The sequence below is a fragment of the Cupriavidus sp. OV096 genome (assembly GCF_900115455.1).
Classification (GTDB): Bacteria; Pseudomonadota; Gammaproteobacteria; order Burkholderiales; family Burkholderiaceae; genus Cupriavidus.
The window spans coordinates 351,492-372,968 of sequence record NZ_FOWM01000005.1; the positions used below are offsets into that span (position 1 = coordinate 351,492).

The following is a 21,477-nucleotide window of genomic DNA, read 5'->3' on the forward strand; positions in this document are numbered from 1 at the left end:
ATCGCTGGAACCCAGTATGGGAAAAACCGACCACAGATGCCATGCAGCAAGTATGTCGAGAAATGTCAGGCCGCTGGCCGCAGCGGCAGCGCCACTACGGCTTCGAGGCCGCCGCCGTCACGTGGGCGGAATTGCAGCGAGCCGCCGTGCAGCCGCGCGATGCGCTCCACAATCGCCAGCCCCAGCCCGGTGCCGCCCGAATGACCGCGCGCGTTGTCGCCGCGTGCGAACGGCGCCTTGAGCTGCTCCAACTGCTGCGCGCCGATGCCGTCGCCCCGGTCGCACACCGCCACATAGGCGGTCTCCGCATCGGCCCAGGTGCGCACGGCCAGTCCGGTGCGGCCGTAGACCACCGCGTTCTGCATCAGGTTCATCAGCAGCCGCATCAGGCTCACCGGGCGGTAGTCGAGCGGCGGCAGGTTGCCGATCGACAACTCGAAGCTGTGTCCCAGCCCCGCAAAATCGGACGACAACTGCTGCACCAGCGCGTTGAGGTCGCCCGGCTGGGGCGGCTCGCGCTCGCCGCTGCCGGCGTAGTCCATGAATTGCTGGAGGATGGTGTCGATCTGGTCGAGATAGCTTTCGGTGGAGGCAACGAAAGCGTCGTCGCTGCCGCGTGGCATGGCCATCGCCATGCCCAGGCGCAGCTTGGTCAGTGGCGTGCGGATGTCGTGCGAGATGCCCGCCAGCATCAGCGCGCGGGTGGCTTCCGCCTGGCGCAGGGCGTCGGTCATCTGGTTGAAAGCGGCGCTGACCTGCGCGATTTCCGTGGGGCCGTCCGTGGGGAGCGGCGCGGGCATCTCTCCAGCGCACACGTCGCCTGCGGCGCGGGCGAGGTCCTGCAGGGGCCGGTTCAGGTGGCGCTGGATCAGGTAGCCGGTCAGCGCGGCCAGCATCGCCAGCGCGGTCGAGAGCGCCAGCGCGGCCAGGATGCCGCTGGCGCGGGCATCGGCGGTCATCGGCAAGGAAATCCACGCCGGGGTGTGGGCCACGTGCACGCGGATCCACAGCCGTTCCTCGCCATCGGGGGCGTCGATCTGCCAGCGCACTGGCATGTCGGGCGGCAGGTCGCGGCGCAGGGCGTGCAGGAAGACATCGCGCTGGTAGGTGCGGAACAGTTGCAAGGGGCTGGCGGCGCCGTCCGGCGTGGGCTCCGGCACAGGGTCCGCCGCCTGGGCGTTGAGCCGCGTGGTGACCGCCTGCGCCTCGGCAGGCGGCAGCGCGGCCAGCACGCCATCGAGGGTCTTCACATAGTCCGCAAAGATAATGGCCGCGCGCTCGATACGCGGGCGCTGCACATAGTGGAGCAGTACCGAGAGGGAGCACGCCTGCGTGACGGCCACCAGCGCCACCAGCAGGGCGATATTGCGCGCCAGCAGCGACCGGGGCAGCCGCATCACGCCGCCACGCCGGCCACCAGCATGTAGCCCACGCCCCACACCGTCTTGATGAAACGGGGCTTGGATGGGTCTTCCTCGATGATCTGGCGCAGGCGCAGCACCTGTACGTCGATGCTGCGGTCCAGCGCGTCATGGTCGCGCCCGCGCGCGCGGGCCAGCAGGTTCTCCCTGCTCACGGGCCGGTTGGGCGAGGAGCCGAGCGCGTGCAGCAACAGCATCTGGGCCGAATGCACCTCCACGGGATCGCCACGCAGCCGCAGCGTCTGCTGGCCGACATCGAACTCGAATTCGCCGAAGCGCAGCGTCTGCGCGGTGACGGTGGGATCGCCCGACGCGATCCGCTGCCGCCGCAGCAGCGCACGGATGCGGGCGACCAGCTCGTCCGGCACGAACGGCTTGGAGAGGTAGTCATCGGCGCCGGTCTCCAGCCCCAGCACGCGGTCCATGGGATCGCCCTTGGCGGTCAGCATCAGCACGGGCAGCGTGATGCCGTCCGCACGCAACCGCCGGCAGATGGTCAGGCCATCCTCGGGCGCCATCATCAGGTCGAGTACGAGCAGGTCGTAGGGTTCGCGCTGGAGGTAGCGGTCGAGCTGCTTGCCATCGGCCACGGCGCGCACGCGGAAGCCCTGGCTGGTCAGGAAGCGCTGCAACATGTTGCGCAACTCGGCCTCGTCGTCCAGCACGAGGATGCGGTTGACTACCTCCATGGCATGTCTCCGTGACCATCCGTCATGCGGGAACGATACCCGAAGTCATGCGTAGTGTGCGGGCACCCAGACACGTCCGACCCAATGTCCCGGCACCCACACCGCCGGGTGGGGCGGCGGCGCCACATAGACGGCACGCGGCGCGACATATTCGCCTTGGGGCGTGACATAGACCGGCGGCAGCGGCGGGGCGACATAGACGGGGCGCGGCGCCGGGGCGACATAGACAACGTGCGGCGGCGGCATGACGACGACCGCCCCAGCGCCATACCAGCCGGCGAAGGCGGGCGTGGCGGCGGTGACGGTGGCAACGATGAGGGCGGCGGTAGCGGTAACGAAGCTGAGGCGTTTCATGATGAGTCCCTTCCTGGTGAGTTTCAGCCGACCGATGTGCGGCGGCAACGGGACGAAATATAGGAGGGGACGGGGCAGTCCGCGAGGCGCAAACCATGTCGCGGTGTTACACGGCGTGGCGCCGTTCCGGGCATGACATCCGGCGACATATTTCCCGCATGGCGCGGCTGGCGGGCGGCACCTACATTTGGCTCACCGCGACGCAACATCGTCCCGATCCCCAATCGACTACCCCATGAGGCACGCCATGCTGACTCCCACCGCCAACCCCGAACTATCCGTCCAGCGGATAGCCCTCTACGCCACGGCATTCATCGTCGCCGTCTCGCTGGTCGAAGCCGTGGTGCTCTGGCGCAAGCGCCGGAATTCGAATGCCCCGTTCGACTGGCGGGAGGTCTGGCTGTCGCTGGCCGACCTGGCCGGCCGCAAGCTGTCGGTGCTGCTGCCGCTCTCGCTGGCCACGCCCGTGTTCGCCTTTGCCTGGGATCACCGCCTGTTCACGGTCACGCTCAACAGCGCGCTGATGGTGCTGCTGCTCTTCGTGGGGCAGGAGTTCTGCTACTACTGGTATCACCGCGCCTCGCACCGCGTGCGCTTCTTCTGGGCGACCCACGCGGTCCACCACTCGCCGAACCAGCTCACGCTGGCCTCGGCCTACCGGCTCGGCTGGACCGGCAAGCTTACCGGCACGGCCATCTTCTTCGCGCCGCTGGTCTGGCTGGGTGTGCGGCCGGAAGTGGTGCTGGCCACGCTGATGTTCAACCTGCTCTACCAGTTCTGGCTGCACAACACGTGGGTGCCGCGCCTGGGCTGGCTCGAATACGTGTTCAACACGCCGTCGGCGCATCGCGTGCACCATGCCTCGAATGTGGATTACCTCGATGCGAACTACGGCGGCGTGCTGATCGTGTTCGACCGCCTGTTCGGTACCTATGTGGCCGAGCGTGCCGAAGAGCCGTGCCGCTACGGGCTGGTCAAGCCGTCCCGCACGGTGAACCCGCTGATGAACCAGTTCGAACACTGGATTGGCCTGTTCCGCGACATGGCGGCAGCCCCCAGCCTCGGCGCGGCCCTCGGCTACCTGACCATGCCCCCGGGCTGGCAGCCCGACGGCAAGGGCGAGACCACCGAGAACCTGCGTGCGCAGTCTCAGGGTCAGGTCAGCGCCTAGGCTTCCACCATGCCCAGGAACTGCTGCAACTCCGGGGTCTTCGGACGGGCGAAGACCTCGTCCGGCGGCCCGATCTCGTGGACCTTGCCCTGGTGCATGAAGACCACGCGGTCGCACACTTCCCGGGCGAAGCGCATCTCGTGCGTGACCATCAGCAGCGTCATCCCATCGGCGGCCAGCCCGCGCATGACCTGGAGCACCTCGTTGACGAGTTCCGGGTCCAGCGCCGAGGTGATCTCGTCGCACAGCAGCGCAGCGGGCTGCATCGCCAGCGCCCGGGCAATCGCCACGCGCTGCTGCTGCCCGCCGGAGAGTTGATCGGGATGGGCGTCGAACTTGGCCGAGAGGCCCACGCGGGCCAGGTTCAGCTCCGCCAGCTCGCGCGCCCGGGCCTCCGGCACCCCCTTGACGATCATTGGCGACAACATCACGTTGCGCCCCGCGCTCAGGTGCGGAAACAGGTTGAACTGCTGGAAGATCATGCCCACCTTGAGCCGCAGCGCGCGCAGTTGCAGCTCGGTATCGGCCAGATGGGCGCCAGCCACGGTGATGGCGCCGGCGTCGATGGACTCCAGCCCGTTGATGCAGCGGAGCAGCGTGCTCTTGCCCGAGCCGCTCTTGCCGATGATGGCGATGACCTCGCCCGGCTCCACCGACAGCGACACCCCCTTCAGGACCTCGTTGCTGCCGAACGACTTGCGGACCTGGTCAATGGCGATGAGCGGCATGGAATTTCCTCTCCAGCAGTTTGCTGGCTTGCGAAAGGGGCCAGCACAGCGCGAAGTACATCAGCGCCACGGCGGCATAAACGGTGAATGGCTGGAAGCTCGCGTTGACAATCATCGTGCCGGCCTTGGACAGCTCGGTGAAACCGATGATCGACGCGAGCGCGGTGCCCTTGATGACCTGCACGCCAAAGCCGACGGTCGGCGCCACGGCAATGCGCATGGCCTGCGGCAGGATCACGTGGCGCATCTGCTGCACGTAGCTCATGGCCAGGCTGCCGGACGCCTCCCATTGGCCGCGCGGAATCGCCTCCACGCAGCCGCGCCAGATCTCGGCCAGGAAGGCGGCGGTCCAGAGCGTCAGCGCCACGCCGGCGGCGAGCCACGCGGGCACGTCCACGCCGAACAGCGCGAGGCCGAAGAAGGCGAGGAATAACTGCATCAGCAGCGGCGTGCCCTGGAAGATCTCGATATAGGCCCAGGTGGCCCGGCGCAGGAAGGGCCGCTTGCTGGTGCGCATCAGCAGCACCAACAAGCCCACCACGCCGCCGCCGACAAAGGCCACCAGCGACAGCAGGACGGTCCAGCGCGCGGCCAGCAGCAGGTTGCGCACGATGTCCCATAGCGTGAAGTCGATCATCGCGCCCTCCGCGCAAACAGTTGCCGGCCCACGCCGCGCAGCAGCTGGCGCAGCAGCAGCGCCAGCAACAGGTAGATCACGGTGCTCACCAGATAGACCTCGAAGGCGCGGAAGTTGCGGCCCTGGATGAAGTTGGCGGCGTAGGTCAGGTCCTGGGCGGCAATCTGGGAGCAGACCGCCGAGCCAAGCATGACGATGACGATCTGGCTCGACAGCGCCGGCCAGATCTTCTGCAGCGCCGGGCGCAGCACCACATGGCGGAACACCTGCAGCGGCGACATCGCCAGGCTGGCGCCGGCCTCGAACTGGCCGCGTGGCGTGGCGGCCAGCCCGGCCCGGATGATCTCGGTGCCGTAGGCGCCCAGGTTGATCACCATCGCCAGCGAGGCGGCCACCATCTCGGGCAACTGCACGCCCAGGCTGGGCAGGCCGAAGAAGATGAAGAAGAGCTGGATCAGGAACGGCGTGTTCCGGATCATCTCCACATAGGCGCCGACGATGGCGCGCAGCCAAGCCGGCCCCTGCGTCCGGGCCCAGGCGCCGAAGATGGCCACCGCCACGCCCAGCACGCCGCCCGTGAGCGTGAGCTGGGCCGTGACGGCGATGCCCTTGAGCAGGACGTCGGTGTAGTCGAGCACCGACAGGAAATCGAACTGATAGGCCATGGACGGGACCGGTTGCAGCGGGAGGGGAAGCGGTTCAGATCAGAGCTGGGCCGGCAGCGGACGCAGCAGCCACTTGATCGACAGCGAGTTCAGCGCGCCGTCCTTCTTGGCTTCGGCCAGGATGGCGTTCACCTTGGCCTGGAGCGCGGGCTCGTCCTTGTTCATGCCGATAAAGCACGGCGAGTTCTTGATCAGGAACTTGGTCTCGGGCGCCTTGGGCGCATGCTTGGCGATCAGCGCGGCGGCGACCACGTTGCCGGTGGCAATCAGCTGCACCTGGCCGGACAGGAACGCGGAGATCGTCGCGTTGTTGTCCTCGTAGCGCTTGATGGTGGCGTTGGCCGGGGCGATCTTCGACAGCTCCAGGTCCTCCACCGCGCCGCGCGTGACGCCGACGGTCTTGCCGGCCAGGTCGGCGGCGCTCTTCACGGGCATGTCGGCCGGGCCGAACACGCCGTTGTAGAACGGGGCATAAGCTTCGGAGAAGTCCAGCACCTTCTCACGCTCGGGATTCTTGCCGAGGCTGGAGATGATCAGGTCCACCTTGCGGGTCTGGAGGTAGGGCACGCGGTTGGTGCTGGACACCGGCACCAGTTGCAGCTTCACGCCCATCCGCTTCGCCATCAGCGCGGCCACGTCGATGTCCAGGCCCTGCGGCGCCATGTCGGCGCCAATCGAGCCGAACGGCGGGAAGTCCTGCGGCACCGCCACGCGCAGCACGCCGGCCTTGGTGATGTCCGCGAGCGTGTCGGCCTGCGCCGGGCGGGGCAGGGCGGCCACGCAGACGCTGGCGAACACGCCCAGCAGCAGCGCGCGGCGCGCCTTGGAGAACAGCGGGGTCGATGGAGTCGGGGTCATCGGTCAGTCCTTTTGCAAAGCGGGTGGGTTGGAGCGGGAGGAAGCGGAGATCGGGGGCGCTGGCGCGCGGCCGGAAACCGGCGCCAGGGCATGGCGCAGGCCGGCCAGCGGGTCCGCCGGCACGGCGTCCAGGCTGGCGTGGACTTCGCCGAGGTGGTCGGTCATCAACCGGGCGGCGCGTTCGCCGTCGCCGGCGGCCAGCGCGTTGACGATTTCCTCGTGCTGCGCGCAGGAGCGGCCCGCGTCAGCGGCGGACTGCTGGCGGCTGGCGACGAGCGTGGTGCGCGCGGTCAGGTCGCGCAGGGTATCCACGAGCAGGCCGTGGCCCAGCGCGGCGCACAGGCAGACATGGAAGTCGCCGAGCAGGAAGCTGCGCTCGCCGGCGTCGTCGCCGTCCAGCGCCGCCTTTTCGCGGGCGATATGCACCTTCAGTGTGTGGATGGCCGGCGCGCTGGGCGGCTGGGCCGCGCTGATCTCGCGCAGCAGGCCGGTCTCGATGATGCGGCGGGCGGCAAACGCGGCGCGGATATCGTCGGCGCCGGGTTCGATCAGGTACCAGCCGCGCCGGGCGCTTACGGTCACCATGCCGCGCGCGGCCAGCCGCATCAGCGCCTCGCGCACCAGCGTGCGGCTGACGCCGAACAGCGCGGCCAGTTCCTGCTCGCCCAGGCGCGAGCCCGGCAGCAGCTTTTGCGCGAGCATGGCCTCGGTGATGCGCTGGGCAATGTCGGCGGAGGGTTTTTCTTGGATGTCGCTCACGGGCATTCCTATTGCAAGTGGTATGCCAGCCTTGTATGCAAGACTTGTGAGCAAACATGGGGCGCAAGGGGCCGGTCAGCCCCCATCGGCGCCGGCATCGGCCCCAACAGGGTGCATGACCGGCCGCGCGTGGTGCACGCAGCCGGTTGATCTTTGGGGGGAGCCCCGGGGCTTACGCCTTGAGCTTGCGTTCCGCCGGGGCCGGCAGGAACTGGCCGGTCCAGATATCCGCCACGGTCAGGCCGGGCTTCATCCCGAACGCGCCGACCGTCTCGTCGATGGTGGCCTGCAGCCGTGCCTGGGTGGCGGCGCCCCAACCGTCGCGCAGCGTATCGGGGGTGCGCATCGACCCGTCGACAATCAGCTTCAGCCGTTCGAATTCCAGCGTCTGGTCGGCCAGCGGCTCGCGCGCCTTGACGGCGGCGGCGCCGGCCTGCGGGTCGGCCATGGCCTCGATCCAGCCGCGCGTGGAGGCCTTGACGAAGGCCTTCATGGCGTCCGGGTGCTCGGCCATGCTCTTCGGGTTGGCCACCAACCCGTTGCCGTACGATTTCATGCCGTAGTCGGAGAAGCGGAACACGCTGAGCTTCTCCGGGCCCATGCCGCGCGCCTTGAGGTTGAGCAGGCCGGTGAAGTAGAAGTAGGCCACGGCGTCGAAGTCACCCTTGACGAAGCGGGTGTCGCCGATATCCGGCGTGGCGCTCTCCCATTTGATCGAGGACGGGTCGAAGCCCTGCGCCTTGGCGAACACCGGGAACAGCTTGCGCGAGGCGTTGAACGGCTGGCCGAGGATGGTTTTGGCCGCCAGATCGCCCGGCTTGCGGATCGGGCCGTCCTTGCGCACGATCACGGCGTTCGGGTTCAGGTCGTACTGGATGGCCACCGCCTTGAGCGCGGCGGCGGGGTTGGCGGCGTTGAATTCGAGCATAGCGGCCAGATCCGCCGAGGCGCAGTCGTAGGCGCCGCCCGCCACGAGGCTGATGGCCGAGGCCGAGCCATTGCCGGTGTCGATCACCACGTCGAGCCCGGCGTCCTTGTAGTAGCCGCGCTGCTGGGCCAGCAGGAAGCCGGCGCCGGACGCCTCGACCTTCCAGCCGAGGTTGAACTTGAACTTCTGCAGGCTGCCGGCGGCGCGCACGAAGGCGGGGGCGGCGATCAGCGACGACACAGCGGTGGCGGCGGTGGCATGGAGAAAGGAACGGCGGCGCATGGAAAAGCTCTCCGGAAAATGGGTGTGGGAACACGCGGCGAGCAATTTCCGGGCGGCCCGACATGGCGAGGCGGGCCGCTGAACGCTTCTACTCTCCTGGCCACCGGTTCAGCAGGTTCCGTGCCACGGCCCCGGCGCCGGGCGGGCCGTGTGGCGCACCGCAATGTGTCATGCCATGCGCCATGGCGGCGCATTGGCGATGCATCGGCGCCCCGGCTGGGCGAACATCGGCGCGATGGCTTGCCGGCGGCGCCTTATCCGACTAAGGTTTCGGCCCATGACGAAGACGACTGACAAGACGCCACGGGTTGCCGTGGTGGGCGCCGGCATTGTGGGCTGCTGTATCGCGCTGGCGCTGCGCAAGCGCGGCGCCGACGTGACGCTGATCGACCGGGACGCCCCCGCGCAGGGGTGCAGCTACGGCAATTCGGGCGCCATCAGCGTGAGTTCGGTGGCGCCGCTGGCCATGCCGGGCGTGCTGGCCTCGCTCCCCAAGATGCTGTTCGATCCGGAAAGTCCGCTCCATCTGCGGCTGGCCTACCTGCCCACGGCGGCGGCGTGGCTGACGCGCTTCGTCCTCTCGGCCGCGCCGGGGCGCGTGGCGGAGTCGGCGGCAGCGCTGGCCGCGCTCCACGCCAACGCCGGGGACCGCCACGAGGCGCTGGCGCGCGAAGTCGGCGTGCCCGAGCTGTTCATGCGGCGCGGCCATCTGCACCTGTACCCCGATGCTGCCGCGCTTGAGGCGGATGCGGCGGCGTGGCAGCTGCGCGAGCGCTTCGGCTTCCGCTTCGAACGGCTGGACCGGGCCGGCATCGAGGCGCTCGAGCCCGGCGTGGCGCCGCGCTACCAGGCGGGCGTCTTTCTGGCCGACCACGCCACCATCCGCAACCCGGCGCGCTACACGGAGGCGATTGCCGCGGCCTTCGTCGCGCGCGGCGGCCGGATCGTGCGCGACGAGATTCGCGGGATGCGCCGGCAGGACGGGGAATGGCTGCTGAGCGGTGCGGAAGGCCGCCACACGGCGGACCACGTGGTGGTGGCGGCGGGCGCCTGGTCGCGCCGGCTGCTGGACCCGCTGGGCGTGCGGCTACAGCTGGAGAGCCAGCGCGGCTATCACGTGCAGTTCACCAACCGGCACGGCGCGGTGTCGCGCACCGTGGTGCTGACCGATCGCAAGATCTTCGTCACGCCGATGGAGGGCGGGCTGCGCGTGGGCGGCACGGTGGAGATCGCCGGGCTGGCGGCGCGGCCCGATCCGAAGCGCGCGGCCATCCTCGAACGTATAGCGCGGGAGACATTCAAGGGGCTCGAAGACGCCCACGTCACCACCTGGATGGGCCACCGGCCCTGCATGCCGGACTCCGTGCCCGTGGTGGGACCGGCCGAGGGCCAGCCCGGCCTCTGGCTGGCGGTGGGCCACGGCCACCTGGGGCTGACCGACTCGGTCAACACGGCCGACCGGATCGCCGATGCTTTAATCCGTTAATCCGTTGGAGCATTAATACTTTGATACAGGGACGCCCTTGACCTCCGGCCGACCGGCATCCTAAAAATTAGACAGTTCCGTTCCTCTCGAAGGGTACCGTCGTGAAGATCTCGATACATCGTCGTGGTGTACGCGCTCTTTTCGTCGCGCACACACACCCGCTGGAAAACATCCCGCCCGCCATGCTCGCCTGGCTCGGTCCGCCCGAGCGGGTGGAGTCGTGCGATTTCGATCCCCACACGCCGCTGACCGGCCTTAGCGCCACCGAGGTCTGGAGTGCGCTGCAGCGTGACGGCTACTGCGCGGTGGACGAATGCCGCATCCTGGCCGAGGCGCGACACCGGCATCCGGTGTCGGCGCCCCGGCCGTGGGACTAGGGGCTCAGGCCCTCAGGCCCTCAGGCTGACAGGTCGGGCATCCGCCCGAGCAGCTTGTCGAGCGTGACCGGGTAGTCGCGCACGCGCACGCCGGTGGCGTTGAAGACCGCGTTGGCGATGGCGGCCCCCACGCCGCAGATGCCCAGTTCGCCCACGCCCTTGGCCTTCATCGGCGAGGACATCGGGTCGGTTTCGTCGAGGAACACCACCTCCTGCGGGCCGATGTCCGCATGCACGGGCACCTCGTAGCCGGCCAGGTCGTGGTTGATGAAGCAGCCCAGCCGCTTGTCCACCGCCAGCTCCTCCATCAGCGCCGCGCCCACGCCCATCGTCATCGCGCCGATCACCTGGCTGCGGGCCGACTTCGGGTTGAGGATGCGCCCGGCGGCGCAGACCGCCAGCATGCGGCGCACGCGGATCTCGCAGGTGTCCGCATCCACGCCGACTTCCACGAAATGGGCGCCGAAGGTGGATTGCTGGTAGCGGCGCGTGAGGTCGCCGAACTCGATGGTGTCTTCGGCCACGATGTCGCCGCGCGCGGCCACGGTGGCCAGCGGCACGGCGCGCCCGCCCGGGTTGTTGCCGCCGGCGCGGACCCGGCCGTTCTCGAACACGGCCGTGGCGGCATCAAGACCGGCCTGCGTGGCAATCGCCTCGCGCAGCTTCACGCACGCGGCGTAGACGCCGGCGGTGGAGCTGTTGCCGCCCCACTGGCCGCCCGAGCCGGACGAGACCGGGAAGGTCGAGTCGCCCAGCCGCACGATGACCTTGTCGATCGGCAGGCCCAGCATTTCGGCGGCGGTCTGGGCGATGATGGTGTAGCTGCCCGTGCCGATGTCGGTCATGTCGGTTTCCACGGTCACCATGCCGCGCTTGTCCAGCCGCACGCGCGCGCCGGACTTGGCCACCTGGTTGTTGCGGAACGCCGCCGCCACGCCCATGCCCACCAGCCACTGGCCGTCGCGCACCGCGCCGGGGCGCGTGGCGCGGCCCTTCCAGCCGAAGCGCTCGGCGCCGATGCGCAGGCAATCGACCAGACGCCGCTGCGAGAACGGGCGCTCGGGCTTCTCCGGGTCCACCTGGGTGTCATTGCGTACGCGGAATTCCACCGGATCGAGGCCGAGCTTGCCGGCCATCTCATCCATGGCGATCTCCAGCGCCATCATGCCGGGCGCCTCGCCGGGCGCGCGCATGGCGTTGCCTTCCGGCAGGTCCAGCGCGGACAGCCGCAGCGCGGTCATGCGATGGGCGCCGGCGTAGAGCAGGCGCGTCTGCTGCACCGCGTTCTCGGGCTTCACGCCGTCGATGTCGCCGGACCAGCTTTCATGGCCGATGGCGGTCAGCCGGCCGTCACGCCCGGCGCCGAGGCGGATGCGCTGGATCGTGGCGGGCCGGTGCGGCGTGTTGTTGAAGATCAGCGGGCGCGTCAGTGCCACCTTCACGGGCCGGTGTACCGCCCGCGCGCCGAGGGCGGCGAGCACGGCATCGGCGCGCACGAACAGCTTGCCGCCGAAGCCGCCGCCGATAAAGGGCGAGATCAGGCGCACGTTGTCCTTCGGCACGCCGAGCGTCTGGGCGAGGTCGCCCCGGCTCCAGTCGATCATCTGGTTGGAAGTCCACACCGTGAGCTGGTCGCCGGTCCAGCTCGCCATCGACGCATGGGGCTCCATCATCGCGTGGGCCTGGTCGGGGGTGGAGTAGGTGCCGTCCAGCTGCACCGGGGCCGCCGCGAAGGCGCCGGGGAAATCCCCACGGGCCGATTCGGGCGTGCCGGACTTCGGGCGCGTGGCCCCGTCGCGTGAGGCGGCGAGGTCGAAGCTGCCGCGCTCGCGTTCATAGCGCACCCGCACCAGCTGCGCGGCGGCGCGTGCCTGCTCGAAGGTCTCGGCCACGACCAGCGCGATGGCCTGATGGTAGTGCTGCACCTCCGGGCCGCCCAGCAGCCGCGCGTTATTGAAGCGGCCCTTGCCGAGCGTGCCGGCGTTGGCGGCGGTGACGATGGCCAGCACGCCCGGCGCGCGGTGCGCGGCGTCGGTGTCGATGCCGGCGATGCGGCCCTTGGCGATGCCGGCGCCCACCACGTAGCCATAGGCGGCGTTGCGGGCAACGTCGTGCCATTCATAGGCGTAGCGGGCGACGCCGGTGGTCTTGAGCGGGCCGTCGATGCGGTTGAGCGGCTGGCCGACCACCTTGAGCTGGTCGATCGGATTGGTGGTGGCGGGCGTGTCGAATTTCATCGGAGCGTCCTTGTTTCCGTTCGGTCAGCGCTTGGCCTGCAGCAGCACAGCGCCGAGCGTGCGCTCGGTCAGCGCCACCTTGAAGGTGTTCTCGGGCGTGGGCGTGGCGCCTTCCAGCAGGCGCTGGGTGACGGCGCGCGCGCCGCGCGGCAGGTCCGCCTCGGCGGCTTCCACGCGCCACGGCTTGTGCGCCACGCCGCCCAGCGCCACGCGGCCGGTGCCGTCGCGCTGGACGATGGTAGCCACCGAGACCAGCGCGAACGCGTACGAGGCCCGGTCACGCACCTTGCGGTAGGCGTGCACGCCGCCGAGCGGACGCGGCAACGTGACGGCCGTGATCAGCTCGCCGGGCAGCAGCGCGGTCTCGATATGCGGCGTGTTGCCAGGCAGGCGATGGAAATCGGCAATCGGGATGACGCGCGCGGCGCCATTCGGCTGGACGGTTTCCACGGAGGCGTCGAGCAGGCGCATGGCCACGGCCATATCGCTCGGATGGGTGGCGATGCACGCCTCGCTCACGCCGATCACCGCGTGCTGGCGCGTGACGCCGCCGATGGCCGAGCAGCCGCTGCCCGGCGTGCGCTTGTTGCACGGCAGGTTGGTGTCGTAGAAGTAGGGGCAGCGGGTGCGTTGCAGCAGGTTACCGGCCGTGGTGGCCTTGTTGCGCAACTGGCCCGAGGCGCCGGCCAGCAGCGCGCGGGACAGTACGCCGTAGTCGCGCCGCACGCGGGTATCGGCGGCCAGGTCGGTATTGCGCACCAGCGCGCCCACGCGCAGGCCGCCCTCGGCGGTGGGCTCGATCTTGTCGAGCCGCAGGCCGTTCACGTCGATCAGGTGCGAGGGGGACTCGATGCCGAGCTTCATCAGGTCGAGCAGGTTGGTCCCGCCCGCAATAAAGCGGCTACCCGGCGTGCGCGCGGCGGCTGCGGCGGCCTCCGCCGGGGTCTTGGCGCGTTCGTAGCTGAAGGGATTCATGCCTGCCTCCCGGCCACTTCGGTCATGGCGTCGGCGATGTTGGCGTAGGCGCCGCAGCGGCAGATATTGCCGCTCATGCGCTCGCGGAACTCCACCACGGTCATCTGGGGCCGCGCGTTGAGGTCGGCGCTGACATGGCTGGGAATGCCCTGGCGGATCTCGTCGAGCACAGCCACGGCGGAGCAGATCTGCCCCGGCGTGCAATAGCCGCACTGGTAGCCGTCATGCTTGACGAAGGCGGCCTGCATCGGATGCAGGCTGTTGGGCGTGCCCAGGCCCTCGATGGTGGTGACCTTGCCCCCGTCGTGCATCACGGCCAGCGACAGGCAGGCGTTGATGCGCCGCCCATCCGCCATCACCGTGCAGGCGCCGCACTGGCCGTGGTCGCAACCCTTCTTGGTGCCGGTGAGGTGCAGGTGCTCGCGCAGGGCATCGAGCAGCGTGGTGCGGGTGTCCAGCTTGAGCGTGTGGCGGCGCCCATTGACGTCGAGCGTGACGCTGGCCACCACGGGCGGGCGGCTGGCGTTGGGGGAGGGCGAGGGGGTGTTTACATTAGTGGGGCTGTCCTGCGCCTGGGCGGCTGGCACGGCCGCTGCGGTGGCCGATGCCGCGCCCGCCTTGAGCAGGTCACGCCGTGACATTCTGATGTCGCCGAAATCTTCCATGGGGGGCATCCTTGTTTTGTGGACTTTCGGGCAAGGCAAACCGGAATGATAGGAGGCGTGGCCCACAAAGGGTAGACGCAGGAATCTGCATACACTTGTTAGCTGTGCTCATGAATGCAGGCCATCGGCGCCCGTCACAGCTCCGGTGGCAGCAGGCAGACCATGCTGCCGCAGGCCGCCTCGATCCGTTGGCGGAGGTACCGGATCACGCCCGTGGCGCGTGCCGACAGGGGCCATTCGGCACGATGGATCCACCACAGCGTGTCCACCACCGGCGGACCGCATTCGGCCACCTTGACCGGGCGGGTGCGCTCCCACGCCTCGCGGGCGAAGCGTGGCACCACGGTGAAGCCGAGCCCCCGCGCCACCGGCTCGTGCAGCATGCCAATCTGGTTGCTGAAGCCGCGCCTAGGCAGGTGGAACGCCCCTGGGTTGCCGGGAAAGCGCCGACTCAGCAGCCGGTTGGCCATCGCCTGGCCTTCGGCATGGTCGATGAAGCCGATGCGCACGAGGTCGTCCCAGCTATGGACTTCCTCGTCGGGCGGGATCACCAGTTCCAGCGGTTCCTCGATGAACGGCGTGGCCGTCAGGCGCGTGTCGTCCGGCTTGAGCGTGACGATGCCGAGTTCGTAGCGGTTGTGCAGCACCGCCTCCAGCACCTCGGTATCGGGCGCGAAGCGGTGCCGCACGGCCAGCCCGGGATGCTCCTGCTGGAGGTCCAGCAGCATCGGGTAGATAAATAGGCCGATGCTCCCTGGCGTGATCAGCGCCACCTCGCCCTGTGTGGCATCGGCGTCGGAAAGCCGCGAGGCCAGCCGCTCATGCGCCTGGTTCACCTCGGCGCAGTATTCGAGCAGCGCCGCGCCCGCCGGGGTCAGTTCCAGAGCGCGGGGGCGCCGGATCAGCAGTGATCCATACATCTCTTCGAGATGCCTTACGTGTTGACTGACGGCGGCCTGGGTCAGCCCGAGGCGGTCTGCCGTGCGCGTGAAGTTGCCCAGCTCGGCCAGGGTGGCGAAGGACTTCAGCCATTGCGGGTTCACCATCATCGATTCACCATAACAAACTCTTATTGCGACGATAATCGCCAGATAGTTTTCATTATAGCGGCGCCCGCCTACGATTGGCACCCTCGACAACACCCCCGGAGCCATCCGATGAGCGACGCCGCTTTGTTCACCCCCTTCACGCTGAAAGACGTCACGCTGCGCAACCGCATCGCCATTCCGCCGATGTGCCAGTACAGCGCCGTCGACGGTGTCACCAACGACTGGCATCTGGCGCATTACACCGGGCTGGCGCGTGGCGGTGCGGGCCTGGTGATCGTCGAGGCCACGGCGGTGTCGCCGGAAGGCCGCATCTCCCCGGGTTGCACCGGCCTGTGGAACGACGAGCAGATGGTCGGCATGGCGCGCATTGCCGCCGCGATCAAGGCCGGCGGTGCCGTGGCCGGCATCCAGATCGCCCACGCCGGCCGCAAGGCCAGCGCCAACCGGCCCTGGGAAGGCGACGACCATATCGCCGAAGACGATGCGCGCGGCTGGCCGACCATCGCCCCGTCTGCCGTGCCGTTCGGCGCCCACCTGCCCAAGGTGCCGAAGGCGATGACGCTCGACGACATCGCCCGCGTGCAGGCCGACTTCGTGGCCGCCGCCAAGCGCGCGCTGGAAGCTGGCTTCCAGTGGCTTGAGCTGCACTTCGCGCACGGCTACCTCGCCCAGAGCTTCTTCTCGCGCCACGCCAACCAGCGTACCGATGGCTATGGCGGCGACGTGGCCGGCCGCAGCCGCTTCCTGCTGGAAACGCTGGCCGCCGTGCGCGAAGTCTGGCCGAAGAACCTGCCGCTGACCGCGCGCTTTGGCGTGATCGAATATGACGGCGACGACGCTCGCACGCTCGACGAATCGATCCAGCTGACCCGTGCGATGCGCGAGGGCGGGCTCGACATGCTCAATGTCAGCGTCGGCTTCACCATCCCCGACGCGCAGATCCCGTGGGGCCCGGCCTTCCTGGCCCCGGTGGCCGAGCGCGTGCGCCGCGAGGCCGGCCTGCCGGTGGCGGCGTCGTGGGGCATCGACAATCCGGCCATTGCCAACCAGACCGTTGCCGATGGCCAGATCGACCTCGTCATGGTGGGTCGCGCGCTGCTGTCCAACCCGCACTGGCCCTATCAGGCGGCCATGGCGCTGAACGTGGAACGCCCGTCGTGGGTGCTGCCGGCGCCGTATGCGCACTGGCTCGAGCGCTACCGGGTGCAGCAGTAAGGCGGATCCCGGCGGCGCGGCTTGAAGCGCCGCCGATCATCCCCATCTAGGCGCCTTTGCCGCCCTCAACCCGATCGACGCATGTACAAGAAAGGCTCCGTCCTAGAACTTCAGTTTTCCCCGCAACGCCTGAACGATGGCGCTGGTGATCCGTTCTGGATCGACTTCACGCTGGAGGAGACCCAGGCGCTGATGGCGAGGCTCCAGGGTCACATGGCCGATCTGGCGAGCGCCACGGCCGCGCCGCTGGTCTTCAGTCTCGATGACCCCGAAACCAGCCAGGACGCCCCCGCCAGCGCCGGGAAGCCAGCGGCCCCCGAAGCGGAATTCAAGCAATGGGTGTGCATCATCTGCGGCTGGGTCTACGACGAAGCGGCCGGCCTGCCCGAGGACGGCATCGCGCCCGGCACGCGCTGGGAAGACATTCCGGACGACTGGCGCTGCCCCGAGTGCGACGTGGGCAAGGAAGACTTCGCGATGGTGGAGTTCTGAGCGGTCCGAGCTGATTAGTACCTGAAATGAAAAACAGGGCGGGAGTGCATCCCCGCCCTGTTTTTTTTTGGCTTTTCCCCTCAGGCGGTGGCGCCTACCACGGCACGCTGTACAGCAGTGTCGGCGCGGCCAGGATCGACACGGTTGCGGGCGTCAGCGGCGTCAGCGCACCGGTCACGCCGATAACGTACTGGCGGATTTCGAGGCTGCTGGCATTCGGCACATAAAGGAAGCGCCCGGTCGGGTCGATCGTCGGCGCGCCGGGAAGGGTGCCCGCGGCAACGGTGGGCTGGGGCATCGCCACCAGCGTGCCATCGGCGGCGATCGTGTACTGCGAGATCCTGCCGGATGCCGGGCTCGTGGCGTACAGGTAGCGGCCCGAAGGGTCGATGCTGAGGTGCTGTGGCTGCCCGTCGGTGGCAATGAGCACGGCCGGCAGGGGCGTCACATTGCCTGCACCGTCGACGCGATACTCCATGATTCGGTTATTGATGGGGTCCGCCACATACAGATAGCTGTTGGAAGGATGCATCGCCAGCGCTGACGGCGCCACAGCCAGGGCGAGATGGCTGCTGGAGGTCAGCGAGCCATCCGGGGCGATCGCAAAGACGTCGAACCCCGGTGTGGCGGACGAGCTGGCAATCAGGTACTGGCCATCGGGCGTAGCGACCATCCTATCGGGCCGGAAGGTCGTCCCAATCGGGGTCGTCGGGGTCGTCATGTTGCCGAGGACATCGAGAGTGGCGGTGCGGATGTTGAATACGTCACTTCCCACGAAGAGGAACCGTCCGAGGGGGTCGCGCAACAGGCTGGTGGGCGTGCCGCCGTAGGCCCAGTTCCCCGCGCTGCTGATCCACGTGCCGTCCGCGGCCACGTCGAACTTGTACGTCCATCCGCTCGTCGTCGAAAAGTACAGCGTTCTCAAGCTGTCGTCATAGGCCATGGCGATCGGATCCCCGCTGTAGCCATAGGCATTGCCGGAAATGACAAGCTGGCCGTCCGACATCACGCTGTAGACGTCCGTCCGCGTGGCGAAGGCGGCCGGCATGTAGAGGGTGCCAATCGGCTGCGAGGTGCAGATCACTGCGATATTCGTGACGTTGGCGGCGGCCACCGTGCCGGAGCTGTTCACCACGGTACAGGTCTGCCCGAGTGGCAGGGTGTTGATGGTGACATTGAAGGTGCCGCCCGTCGGAAGGGCGGTCGGCATGGTGAATCCGCCGTTCTCGGAAATCGTGAGGAAGTCCGTGCCGTTGTTGGCCAGGGTGACCTGGCTCGACAGACCCGCCACGGTGCCGCCCACACTGTATGTGGTCGTGGCGCAAACCACGTCCACCGAGGCAATGTCCGCGATGACCGCGCTGCCTTGGTGCCCATTCACGGTGCAGGTCTGGTCGGCCGGCTGGGCGGATACCGTTACGAGGTAGCTGCCGTTGTAGGGCACGGGTGTCGGAAAGCTGAACGTGCCATTCGCGCTCAGGGTCAGGGTATCCGCGCCATTGTTGTGCAGGACGACCGACTGCCCGCCAGCCAGTCCGCTGACCTTGCCACCGACGGTGAAGCGAGTGGTGGCACAGACCACGGCGATATTTGTGACCGCTGCGGTCACACCGGCCCCGGCGCCGCCTGCCACCGAGCAGACCTGTCCGGCCGGCTGTTGGGCGATGGTGACCGCGTAGCCGCCGTTGTGGGCCACGGGCGTGGCGAAGGTAAAGCTGCCGTCGGCGGTCAGCGTCAGCGCATCCCGCCCGTTGTTTTGAAGCACCAGCTGGCTGCCGGCGGCGAGGCCGGCGAGGGTGCCGCCGATGGCGTACGGGCCGGGGGTTGCCGGCACCGTGGGCGCCGTGGGCACTGCCGGTGCCTCGGTGGATTCGTCCGCCGCGCATCCGCCCAACAGCAGGGCGGTGAACAGCGCGAGGCATGGCAGAAAGGCGGCTTGTACGCGCAAAGGCCGCGCGGCGTGGCGCCAGCGCAGGAGATGGCTCATGATTGGACCCGTTTGTGATTATTGTTGATAAGTCAAGCGACAGAAACGTAGCAAGAAAACCGGCGTGAATCAATACGGCGCGATCCATCCCCGCTTCGTGTTGGACGCTGAAATGAAAAAACCCCTTGCACAGCGGTGCAAGGGGTTTGCGGACCGGTCTGGCAAGGCCTACGCCGCCAGTTGCTGCGGCGCCACGCCGAAGTGCGGATGCCGGGAGAACAGGTCGGCCGCCCAGTTCACGAAGACCCGCACTTTCGCCGACAGGTGGCGGTTCTGCGGGTACATCGCCGAAATCGGTAATTCCTCGGTCTGCCAGTCACCCATGACCTCGACCAGCCGGCCGCTCTGGACGTAGGGCTCCGCCATTGCCCGCGAAATCTGGGCGATGCCGTGGCCTTCCAGCGCGCAGCCGATGTAGACATCGGCGTCGTTGGTGGAGATGGCCGAGGGCAGCAGGATCTCGCTGCTCTCGCCGCCGCGTGACAACGTCCACGGCATTTCGCGGCCGTGCCGGTTGGACAGATAGTTGATGGCCTTGTGCTGCGCCAGCTCGGTCAGGTCGGCGGGTGTGCCAAAACGCCGCAGGTAGATCGGCGAGGCAAAGAACGCCAGTTTGACCTGGCCCAGGCGCCGCGCCACCATCGCCTCATCCAGCGAGCCCACGCGCAGCACCAAGTCCACGCCTTCCTGGAGCAGATCGATCGGCTTGCCGTTGATGGTCAGCTCGAGCTTCAGTTCCGGGTAGGCATTGTAGAAATCGTGCAGGTGGGGAATCAGCACCATCCGCGCGAGAGCCGCCGTGGTATCTACGCACAGCGTGCCCCGTGGCGAGTTGTTGTGGCGCGTCAGTGACTGTTCAGCTTCCTCCACGTCCGCGAGAATGCGCACGCAGCGTTCGTAATAGGCGGCGCCGTCCGTGGTCACGCTGATGCGCCGCGTGGTCCGGTGCAGCAGCTTGACGCCGAGATGGGTCTCCAGGTTCTGGATCAGGCGGGTGAGCGTGGCTTTTGGCAGGTCCAGGGACTCCGCCGCGCGCGCAAAGCTGCCGACATCCACCACCCGAGTGAATGCCTGCATAGAGACAAGACGATCCATGATGTTGCTTCCGAAAGGGGTGAGACCGGGGGCTACGTTCCGAAGGATGGTGTCTGGCGGGAGTGGGGTCGCGCATGTCAAGTGCGTGCCCTGGGTTTGCTGCCGGCGGTCCGCCAGTGGCGGCCGGAGCGGGGATGGGTGGAGGTCTGGGGGCTCGGTGGCGGGCGCGGTTCCCCAACCGTGCGTGCACCGAGGACCGGAGTGAATCACATTTCCGGTGTCCTTGCCAAGCGTGTGGTTTCACTTCTCGCAACACTCTGGCGATTATTCCACTCCAGAAACAGTGCGTTGGCAATCTCCAGCTTTATCCCAATCGGGTCAATCACCATAATTCGTTGCATCGCAACACAGTATCGACGGCCCGTGCAGGCGTCGTAACCACCATGTCAAAGACCGTGAATCCCATCACCCCCGCCGTGAAACCGGCTGCAGGCAAGGGAGAAGCGCGCGCTGAGCAATACATGGTGGCGAGCGGCGACCGCGAGATCAAGGTCTGCGTGGCCTATCCCGCCGGGTATGCACCGGCGGCGGGCAGCACCGAGTTGCTGCCGTGGCTGGTGTACCTGCACGCGGGCGGTTTTGTCGAAGGTGGCGTGGAAGCGGCACAGGCATTGGCGCGGGATCTGGCGAAGTCGGTCCCGGCCGTGGTGGTGACGCCGGCGTATTCGCTGGCGCCCGACCATCCGTTTCCGGCCGCGCCGGAAGATGCGGTGAATACGGCGGTCTGGGTGCTCAAGCACGCCAAGAAGCTGAAGGTGGACAAGCTGCGCTTCGCGCTGGTCGGCGAGGAAGCCGGCGGCAATCTCGCGATTGCGCTGGCGCAGATGCTGCGTGACCGCGGCCTGCCGCAGCCCGCCGGGCAATGGCTGATCCGCCCCGTAACGGACCCGTGCCTCCAGCACGCGTCGATGTGCACGACCGGCCAGGTGCCGATGGAGATGCTGCGCCGCCTGGCCTGCAACTATCGTGATTACCTGCCCACGCCGGCCGCCAGCGTGCACCCGTATGCGGCACCGGCCATGGCATCGCGCCTGGTGGGGCTGCCGTCCACGCTGGTGCAGGTGGCCGAGAAAGATGCGTTGCGCGCCGAGGGCGAAGCCTTCGCGGCAAAACTCGTCAAGGCGGGCATTCCGGCCCGCACCCTGATCATGCCCGGCGCCTGTGGCGACGGGGTGGAAGAATCCCATGAGCAGTGCCAGGCATGGGTCAACGAAGGTGCGCGGTTCTTGCGCGAGTGTTTTGCGCAAACCGACGATACCTCATCACCGGCCGAACGCCGGCCCGGCGCTCAAGGAGCCTGAGCGACCGGAGCAAGTTAGCCAGCGCCCTTCGAGGCTGGCAGCGGTAGTGGCATAGCCCCGTCCATCCAGGCGGGGACGAACCCTTGTTTCCCATTTTTCCGGGCCT

21 protein-coding genes are annotated in these 21,477 nt (G+C 68.2%); 6 read left to right on the forward strand and 15 right to left on the reverse strand.

Annotation, left to right across the window (positions count from 1 at the left end; all coding sequences use genetic code 11):
- Positions 1-65: 65 nt before the first annotated feature.
- From BM115_RS14555 to BM115_RS14565, 3 genes are read right to left on the reverse strand one after another with little or no spacing between them, the layout of a single operon-like run.
- A complete protein-coding gene (locus BM115_RS14555) occupies positions 66-1,397 on the reverse strand; it encodes an ATP-binding protein (protein ID WP_092294965.1) in 1,332 nt (443 codons plus the stop codon).
- Positions 1,397-2,110, reverse strand: a complete 714-nt coding sequence (locus tag BM115_RS14560) for a response regulator (protein ID WP_092294967.1) — start codon at positions 2,108-2,110, stop codon at positions 1,397-1,399. The genes BM115_RS14555 and BM115_RS14560 overlap by 1 nt, the downstream gene beginning before the upstream one ends.
- Before the next feature lie 45 nt (positions 2,111-2,155).
- Positions 2,156-2,464, reverse strand: coding sequence for a hypothetical protein (locus tag BM115_RS14565; protein WP_092294969.1), 309 nt, complete (start codon positions 2,462-2,464; stop codon positions 2,156-2,158).
- 247 nt (positions 2,465-2,711) lie between these two features.
- Here BM115_RS14565 and BM115_RS14570 point away from each other — a divergent pair, with 247 nt between their 5' ends.
- Positions 2,712-3,635: a sterol desaturase family protein gene (locus BM115_RS14570; RefSeq protein ID WP_092294971.1), complete on the forward strand. Its 924-nt coding sequence runs from the start codon at positions 2,712-2,714 to the stop codon at positions 3,633-3,635.
- On the opposite strand, the gene BM115_RS14575 is transcribed toward BM115_RS14570, so the two are convergent.
- From BM115_RS14575 to BM115_RS14600, 6 genes are all read right to left on the reverse strand, one after another.
- Entirely contained in the window at positions 3,632-4,363 is a 732-nt protein-coding gene (locus tag BM115_RS14575; RefSeq protein ID WP_092294973.1) for an amino acid ABC transporter ATP-binding protein, read from the reverse strand. The two genes, BM115_RS14570 and BM115_RS14575, sit on opposite strands and share 4 nt — an antisense overlap.
- Entirely contained in the window at positions 4,344-5,000 is a 657-nt protein-coding gene (locus BM115_RS14580) for an amino acid ABC transporter permease (RefSeq protein WP_092294975.1), read from the reverse strand. The genes BM115_RS14575 and BM115_RS14580 overlap by 20 nt, the downstream gene beginning before the upstream one ends.
- Positions 4,997-5,665 carry an amino acid ABC transporter permease gene (locus tag BM115_RS14585; protein WP_092294977.1) on the reverse strand — a complete coding sequence of 223 codons (669 nt, stop codon included), beginning with the start codon at positions 5,663-5,665 and terminating at the stop codon, positions 4,997-4,999. Before BM115_RS14585 ends, BM115_RS14580 begins: the two co-directional genes overlap by 4 nt.
- 39 nt (positions 5,666-5,704) lie before the next feature.
- Positions 5,705-6,523: a transporter substrate-binding domain-containing protein gene (locus BM115_RS14590; protein ID WP_092294979.1), complete on the reverse strand. Its 819-nt coding sequence runs from the start codon at positions 6,521-6,523 to the stop codon at positions 5,705-5,707.
- A gap of 3 nt (positions 6,524-6,526) precedes the next feature.
- Positions 6,527-7,282 (reverse strand): GntR family transcriptional regulator, encoded by a 756-nt coding sequence (locus tag BM115_RS14595; protein ID WP_255370825.1) that lies wholly within the window; start codon positions 7,280-7,282, stop codon positions 6,527-6,529.
- A 172-nt stretch (positions 7,283-7,454) separates the two neighbouring features.
- Positions 7,455-8,492, reverse strand: coding sequence for an ABC transporter substrate-binding protein (locus BM115_RS14600; protein ID WP_092294983.1), 1,038 nt, complete (start codon positions 8,490-8,492; stop codon positions 7,455-7,457).
- 277 nt (positions 8,493-8,769) lie between these two features.
- Between BM115_RS14600 and BM115_RS14605 the strand changes: the two genes are divergently transcribed.
- Both BM115_RS14605 and BM115_RS14610 read left to right on the forward strand, forming a co-directional pair.
- Positions 8,770-9,978, forward strand: coding sequence for an NAD(P)/FAD-dependent oxidoreductase (locus BM115_RS14605; RefSeq protein ID WP_177219921.1), 1,209 nt, complete (start codon positions 8,770-8,772; stop codon positions 9,976-9,978).
- 101 nt (positions 9,979-10,079) lie between these two features.
- A complete protein-coding gene (locus tag BM115_RS14610; RefSeq protein ID WP_143093896.1) occupies positions 10,080-10,355 on the forward strand; it encodes a YcgL domain-containing protein in 276 nt (91 codons plus the stop codon).
- A 20-nt stretch (positions 10,356-10,375) separates the two neighbouring features.
- On the opposite strand, the gene paoC is transcribed toward BM115_RS14610, so the two are convergent.
- The 4 genes from paoC to BM115_RS14630 all read right to left on the reverse strand — a co-directional run bounded on the left by paoC (position 10,376) and on the right by BM115_RS14630 (position 15,281).
- A complete protein-coding gene (paoC, locus tag BM115_RS14615; protein WP_092294989.1) occupies positions 10,376-12,592 on the reverse strand; it encodes an aldehyde oxidoreductase molybdenum-binding subunit PaoC in 2,217 nt (738 codons plus the stop codon).
- A 24-nt stretch (positions 12,593-12,616) separates the two neighbouring features.
- Positions 12,617-13,567 (reverse strand): FAD binding domain-containing protein, encoded by a 951-nt coding sequence (locus tag BM115_RS14620; RefSeq protein WP_092294990.1) that lies wholly within the window; start codon positions 13,565-13,567, stop codon positions 12,617-12,619.
- The gene (paoA, locus tag BM115_RS14625; protein WP_092294992.1) at positions 13,564-14,232 is read right to left on the reverse strand and encodes an aldehyde dehydrogenase iron-sulfur subunit PaoA; all 669 of its coding nucleotides are present in this window, start codon (positions 14,230-14,232) and stop codon (positions 13,564-13,566) included. The genes BM115_RS14620 and paoA overlap by 4 nt, the downstream gene beginning before the upstream one ends.
- A gap of 134 nt (positions 14,233-14,366) precedes the next feature.
- Positions 14,367-15,281: a LysR family transcriptional regulator gene (locus BM115_RS14630; protein WP_369823431.1), complete on the reverse strand. Its 915-nt coding sequence runs from the start codon at positions 15,279-15,281 to the stop codon at positions 14,367-14,369.
- 108 nt (positions 15,282-15,389) lie between these two features.
- Between BM115_RS14630 and BM115_RS14635 the strand changes: the two genes are divergently transcribed.
- Positions 15,390-16,496 carry an NADH:flavin oxidoreductase/NADH oxidase gene (locus tag BM115_RS14635; protein WP_092294994.1) on the forward strand — a complete coding sequence of 369 codons (1,107 nt, stop codon included), beginning with the start codon at positions 15,390-15,392 and terminating at the stop codon, positions 16,494-16,496.
- 81 nt (positions 16,497-16,577) lie between these two features.
- Complete coding sequence (locus BM115_RS27560; protein WP_092294995.1) at positions 16,578-16,988, forward strand: rubredoxin; 411 nt, start codon at positions 16,578-16,580, stop codon at positions 16,986-16,988.
- A 94-nt stretch (positions 16,989-17,082) separates the two neighbouring features.
- On the opposite strand, the gene BM115_RS14645 is transcribed toward BM115_RS27560, so the two are convergent.
- Both BM115_RS14645 and BM115_RS14650 read right to left on the reverse strand, forming a co-directional pair.
- Positions 17,083-18,975, reverse strand: coding sequence for a lactonase family protein (locus BM115_RS14645; protein ID WP_092294997.1), 1,893 nt, complete (start codon positions 18,973-18,975; stop codon positions 17,083-17,085).
- Positions 18,976-19,143: 168 nt separating this feature from the next.
- Positions 19,144-20,070 (reverse strand): LysR family transcriptional regulator, encoded by a 927-nt coding sequence (locus tag BM115_RS14650; RefSeq protein ID WP_092294999.1) that lies wholly within the window; start codon positions 20,068-20,070, stop codon positions 19,144-19,146.
- Between the two features lie 383 nt (positions 20,071-20,453).
- On the opposite strand from BM115_RS14650, the gene BM115_RS14655 reads away from it, so the two are divergent.
- Positions 20,454-21,371, forward strand: a complete 918-nt coding sequence (locus BM115_RS14655) for an alpha/beta hydrolase (RefSeq protein WP_092295001.1) — start codon at positions 20,454-20,456, stop codon at positions 21,369-21,371.
- Positions 21,372-21,477: the final 106 nt, after the last annotated feature.

Excerpts from the sequence above, each read along its gene's own strand:
- BM115_RS14555 (WP_092294965.1), bottom strand. The coding sequence starts at position 1,397 with ATGCGGCTGCCCCGGTCGCTGCTGGCGCGCAATATCGCCCTGCTGGTG.
- BM115_RS14560 (WP_092294967.1), bottom strand. The coding sequence starts at position 2,110 with ATGGAGGTAGTCAACCGCATCCTCGTGCTGGACGACGAGGCCGAGTTG.
- BM115_RS14565 (WP_092294969.1), bottom strand. The coding sequence starts at position 2,464 with ATGAAACGCCTCAGCTTCGTTACCGCTACCGCCGCCCTCATCGTTGCC.
- BM115_RS14570 (WP_092294971.1), top strand. The coding sequence starts at position 2,712 with ATGCTGACTCCCACCGCCAACCCCGAACTATCCGTCCAGCGGATAGCC.
- BM115_RS14575 (WP_092294973.1), bottom strand. The coding sequence starts at position 4,363 with ATGCCGCTCATCGCCATTGACCAGGTCCGCAAGTCGTTCGGCAGCAAC.
- BM115_RS14580 (WP_092294975.1), bottom strand. The coding sequence starts at position 5,000 with ATGATCGACTTCACGCTATGGGACATCGTGCGCAACCTGCTGCTGGCC.
- BM115_RS14585 (WP_092294977.1), bottom strand. The coding sequence starts at position 5,665 with ATGGCCTATCAGTTCGATTTCCTGTCGGTGCTCGACTACACCGACGTC.
- BM115_RS14590 (WP_092294979.1), bottom strand. The coding sequence starts at position 6,523 with ATGACCCCGACTCCATCGACCCCGCTGTTCTCCAAGGCGCGCCGCGCG.
- BM115_RS14600 (WP_092294983.1), bottom strand. The coding sequence starts at position 8,492 with ATGCGCCGCCGTTCCTTTCTCCATGCCACCGCCGCCACCGCTGTGTCG.
- BM115_RS14605 (WP_177219921.1), top strand. The coding sequence starts at position 8,770 with ATGACGAAGACGACTGACAAGACGCCACGGGTTGCCGTGGTGGGCGCC.
- paoC (WP_092294989.1), bottom strand. The coding sequence starts at position 12,592 with ATGAAATTCGACACGCCCGCCACCACCAATCCGATCGACCAGCTCAAG.
- BM115_RS14620 (WP_092294990.1), bottom strand. The coding sequence starts at position 13,567 with ATGAATCCCTTCAGCTACGAACGCGCCAAGACCCCGGCGGAGGCCGCC.
- paoA (WP_092294992.1), bottom strand. The coding sequence starts at position 14,232 with ATGGAAGATTTCGGCGACATCAGAATGTCACGGCGTGACCTGCTCAAG.
- BM115_RS14630 (WP_369823431.1), bottom strand. The coding sequence starts at position 15,281 with ATGATGGTGAACCCGCAATGGCTGAAGTCCTTCGCCACCCTGGCCGAG.
- BM115_RS14635 (WP_092294994.1), top strand. The coding sequence starts at position 15,390 with ATGAGCGACGCCGCTTTGTTCACCCCCTTCACGCTGAAAGACGTCACG.
- BM115_RS27560 (WP_092294995.1), top strand. The coding sequence starts at position 16,578 with ATGTACAAGAAAGGCTCCGTCCTAGAACTTCAGTTTTCCCCGCAACGC.
- BM115_RS14645 (WP_092294997.1), bottom strand. The coding sequence starts at position 18,975 with ATGAGCCATCTCCTGCGCTGGCGCCACGCCGCGCGGCCTTTGCGCGTA.
- BM115_RS14650 (WP_092294999.1), bottom strand. The coding sequence starts at position 20,070 with ATGGATCGTCTTGTCTCTATGCAGGCATTCACTCGGGTGGTGGATGTC.
- BM115_RS14655 (WP_092295001.1), top strand. The coding sequence starts at position 20,454 with ATGTCAAAGACCGTGAATCCCATCACCCCCGCCGTGAAACCGGCTGCA.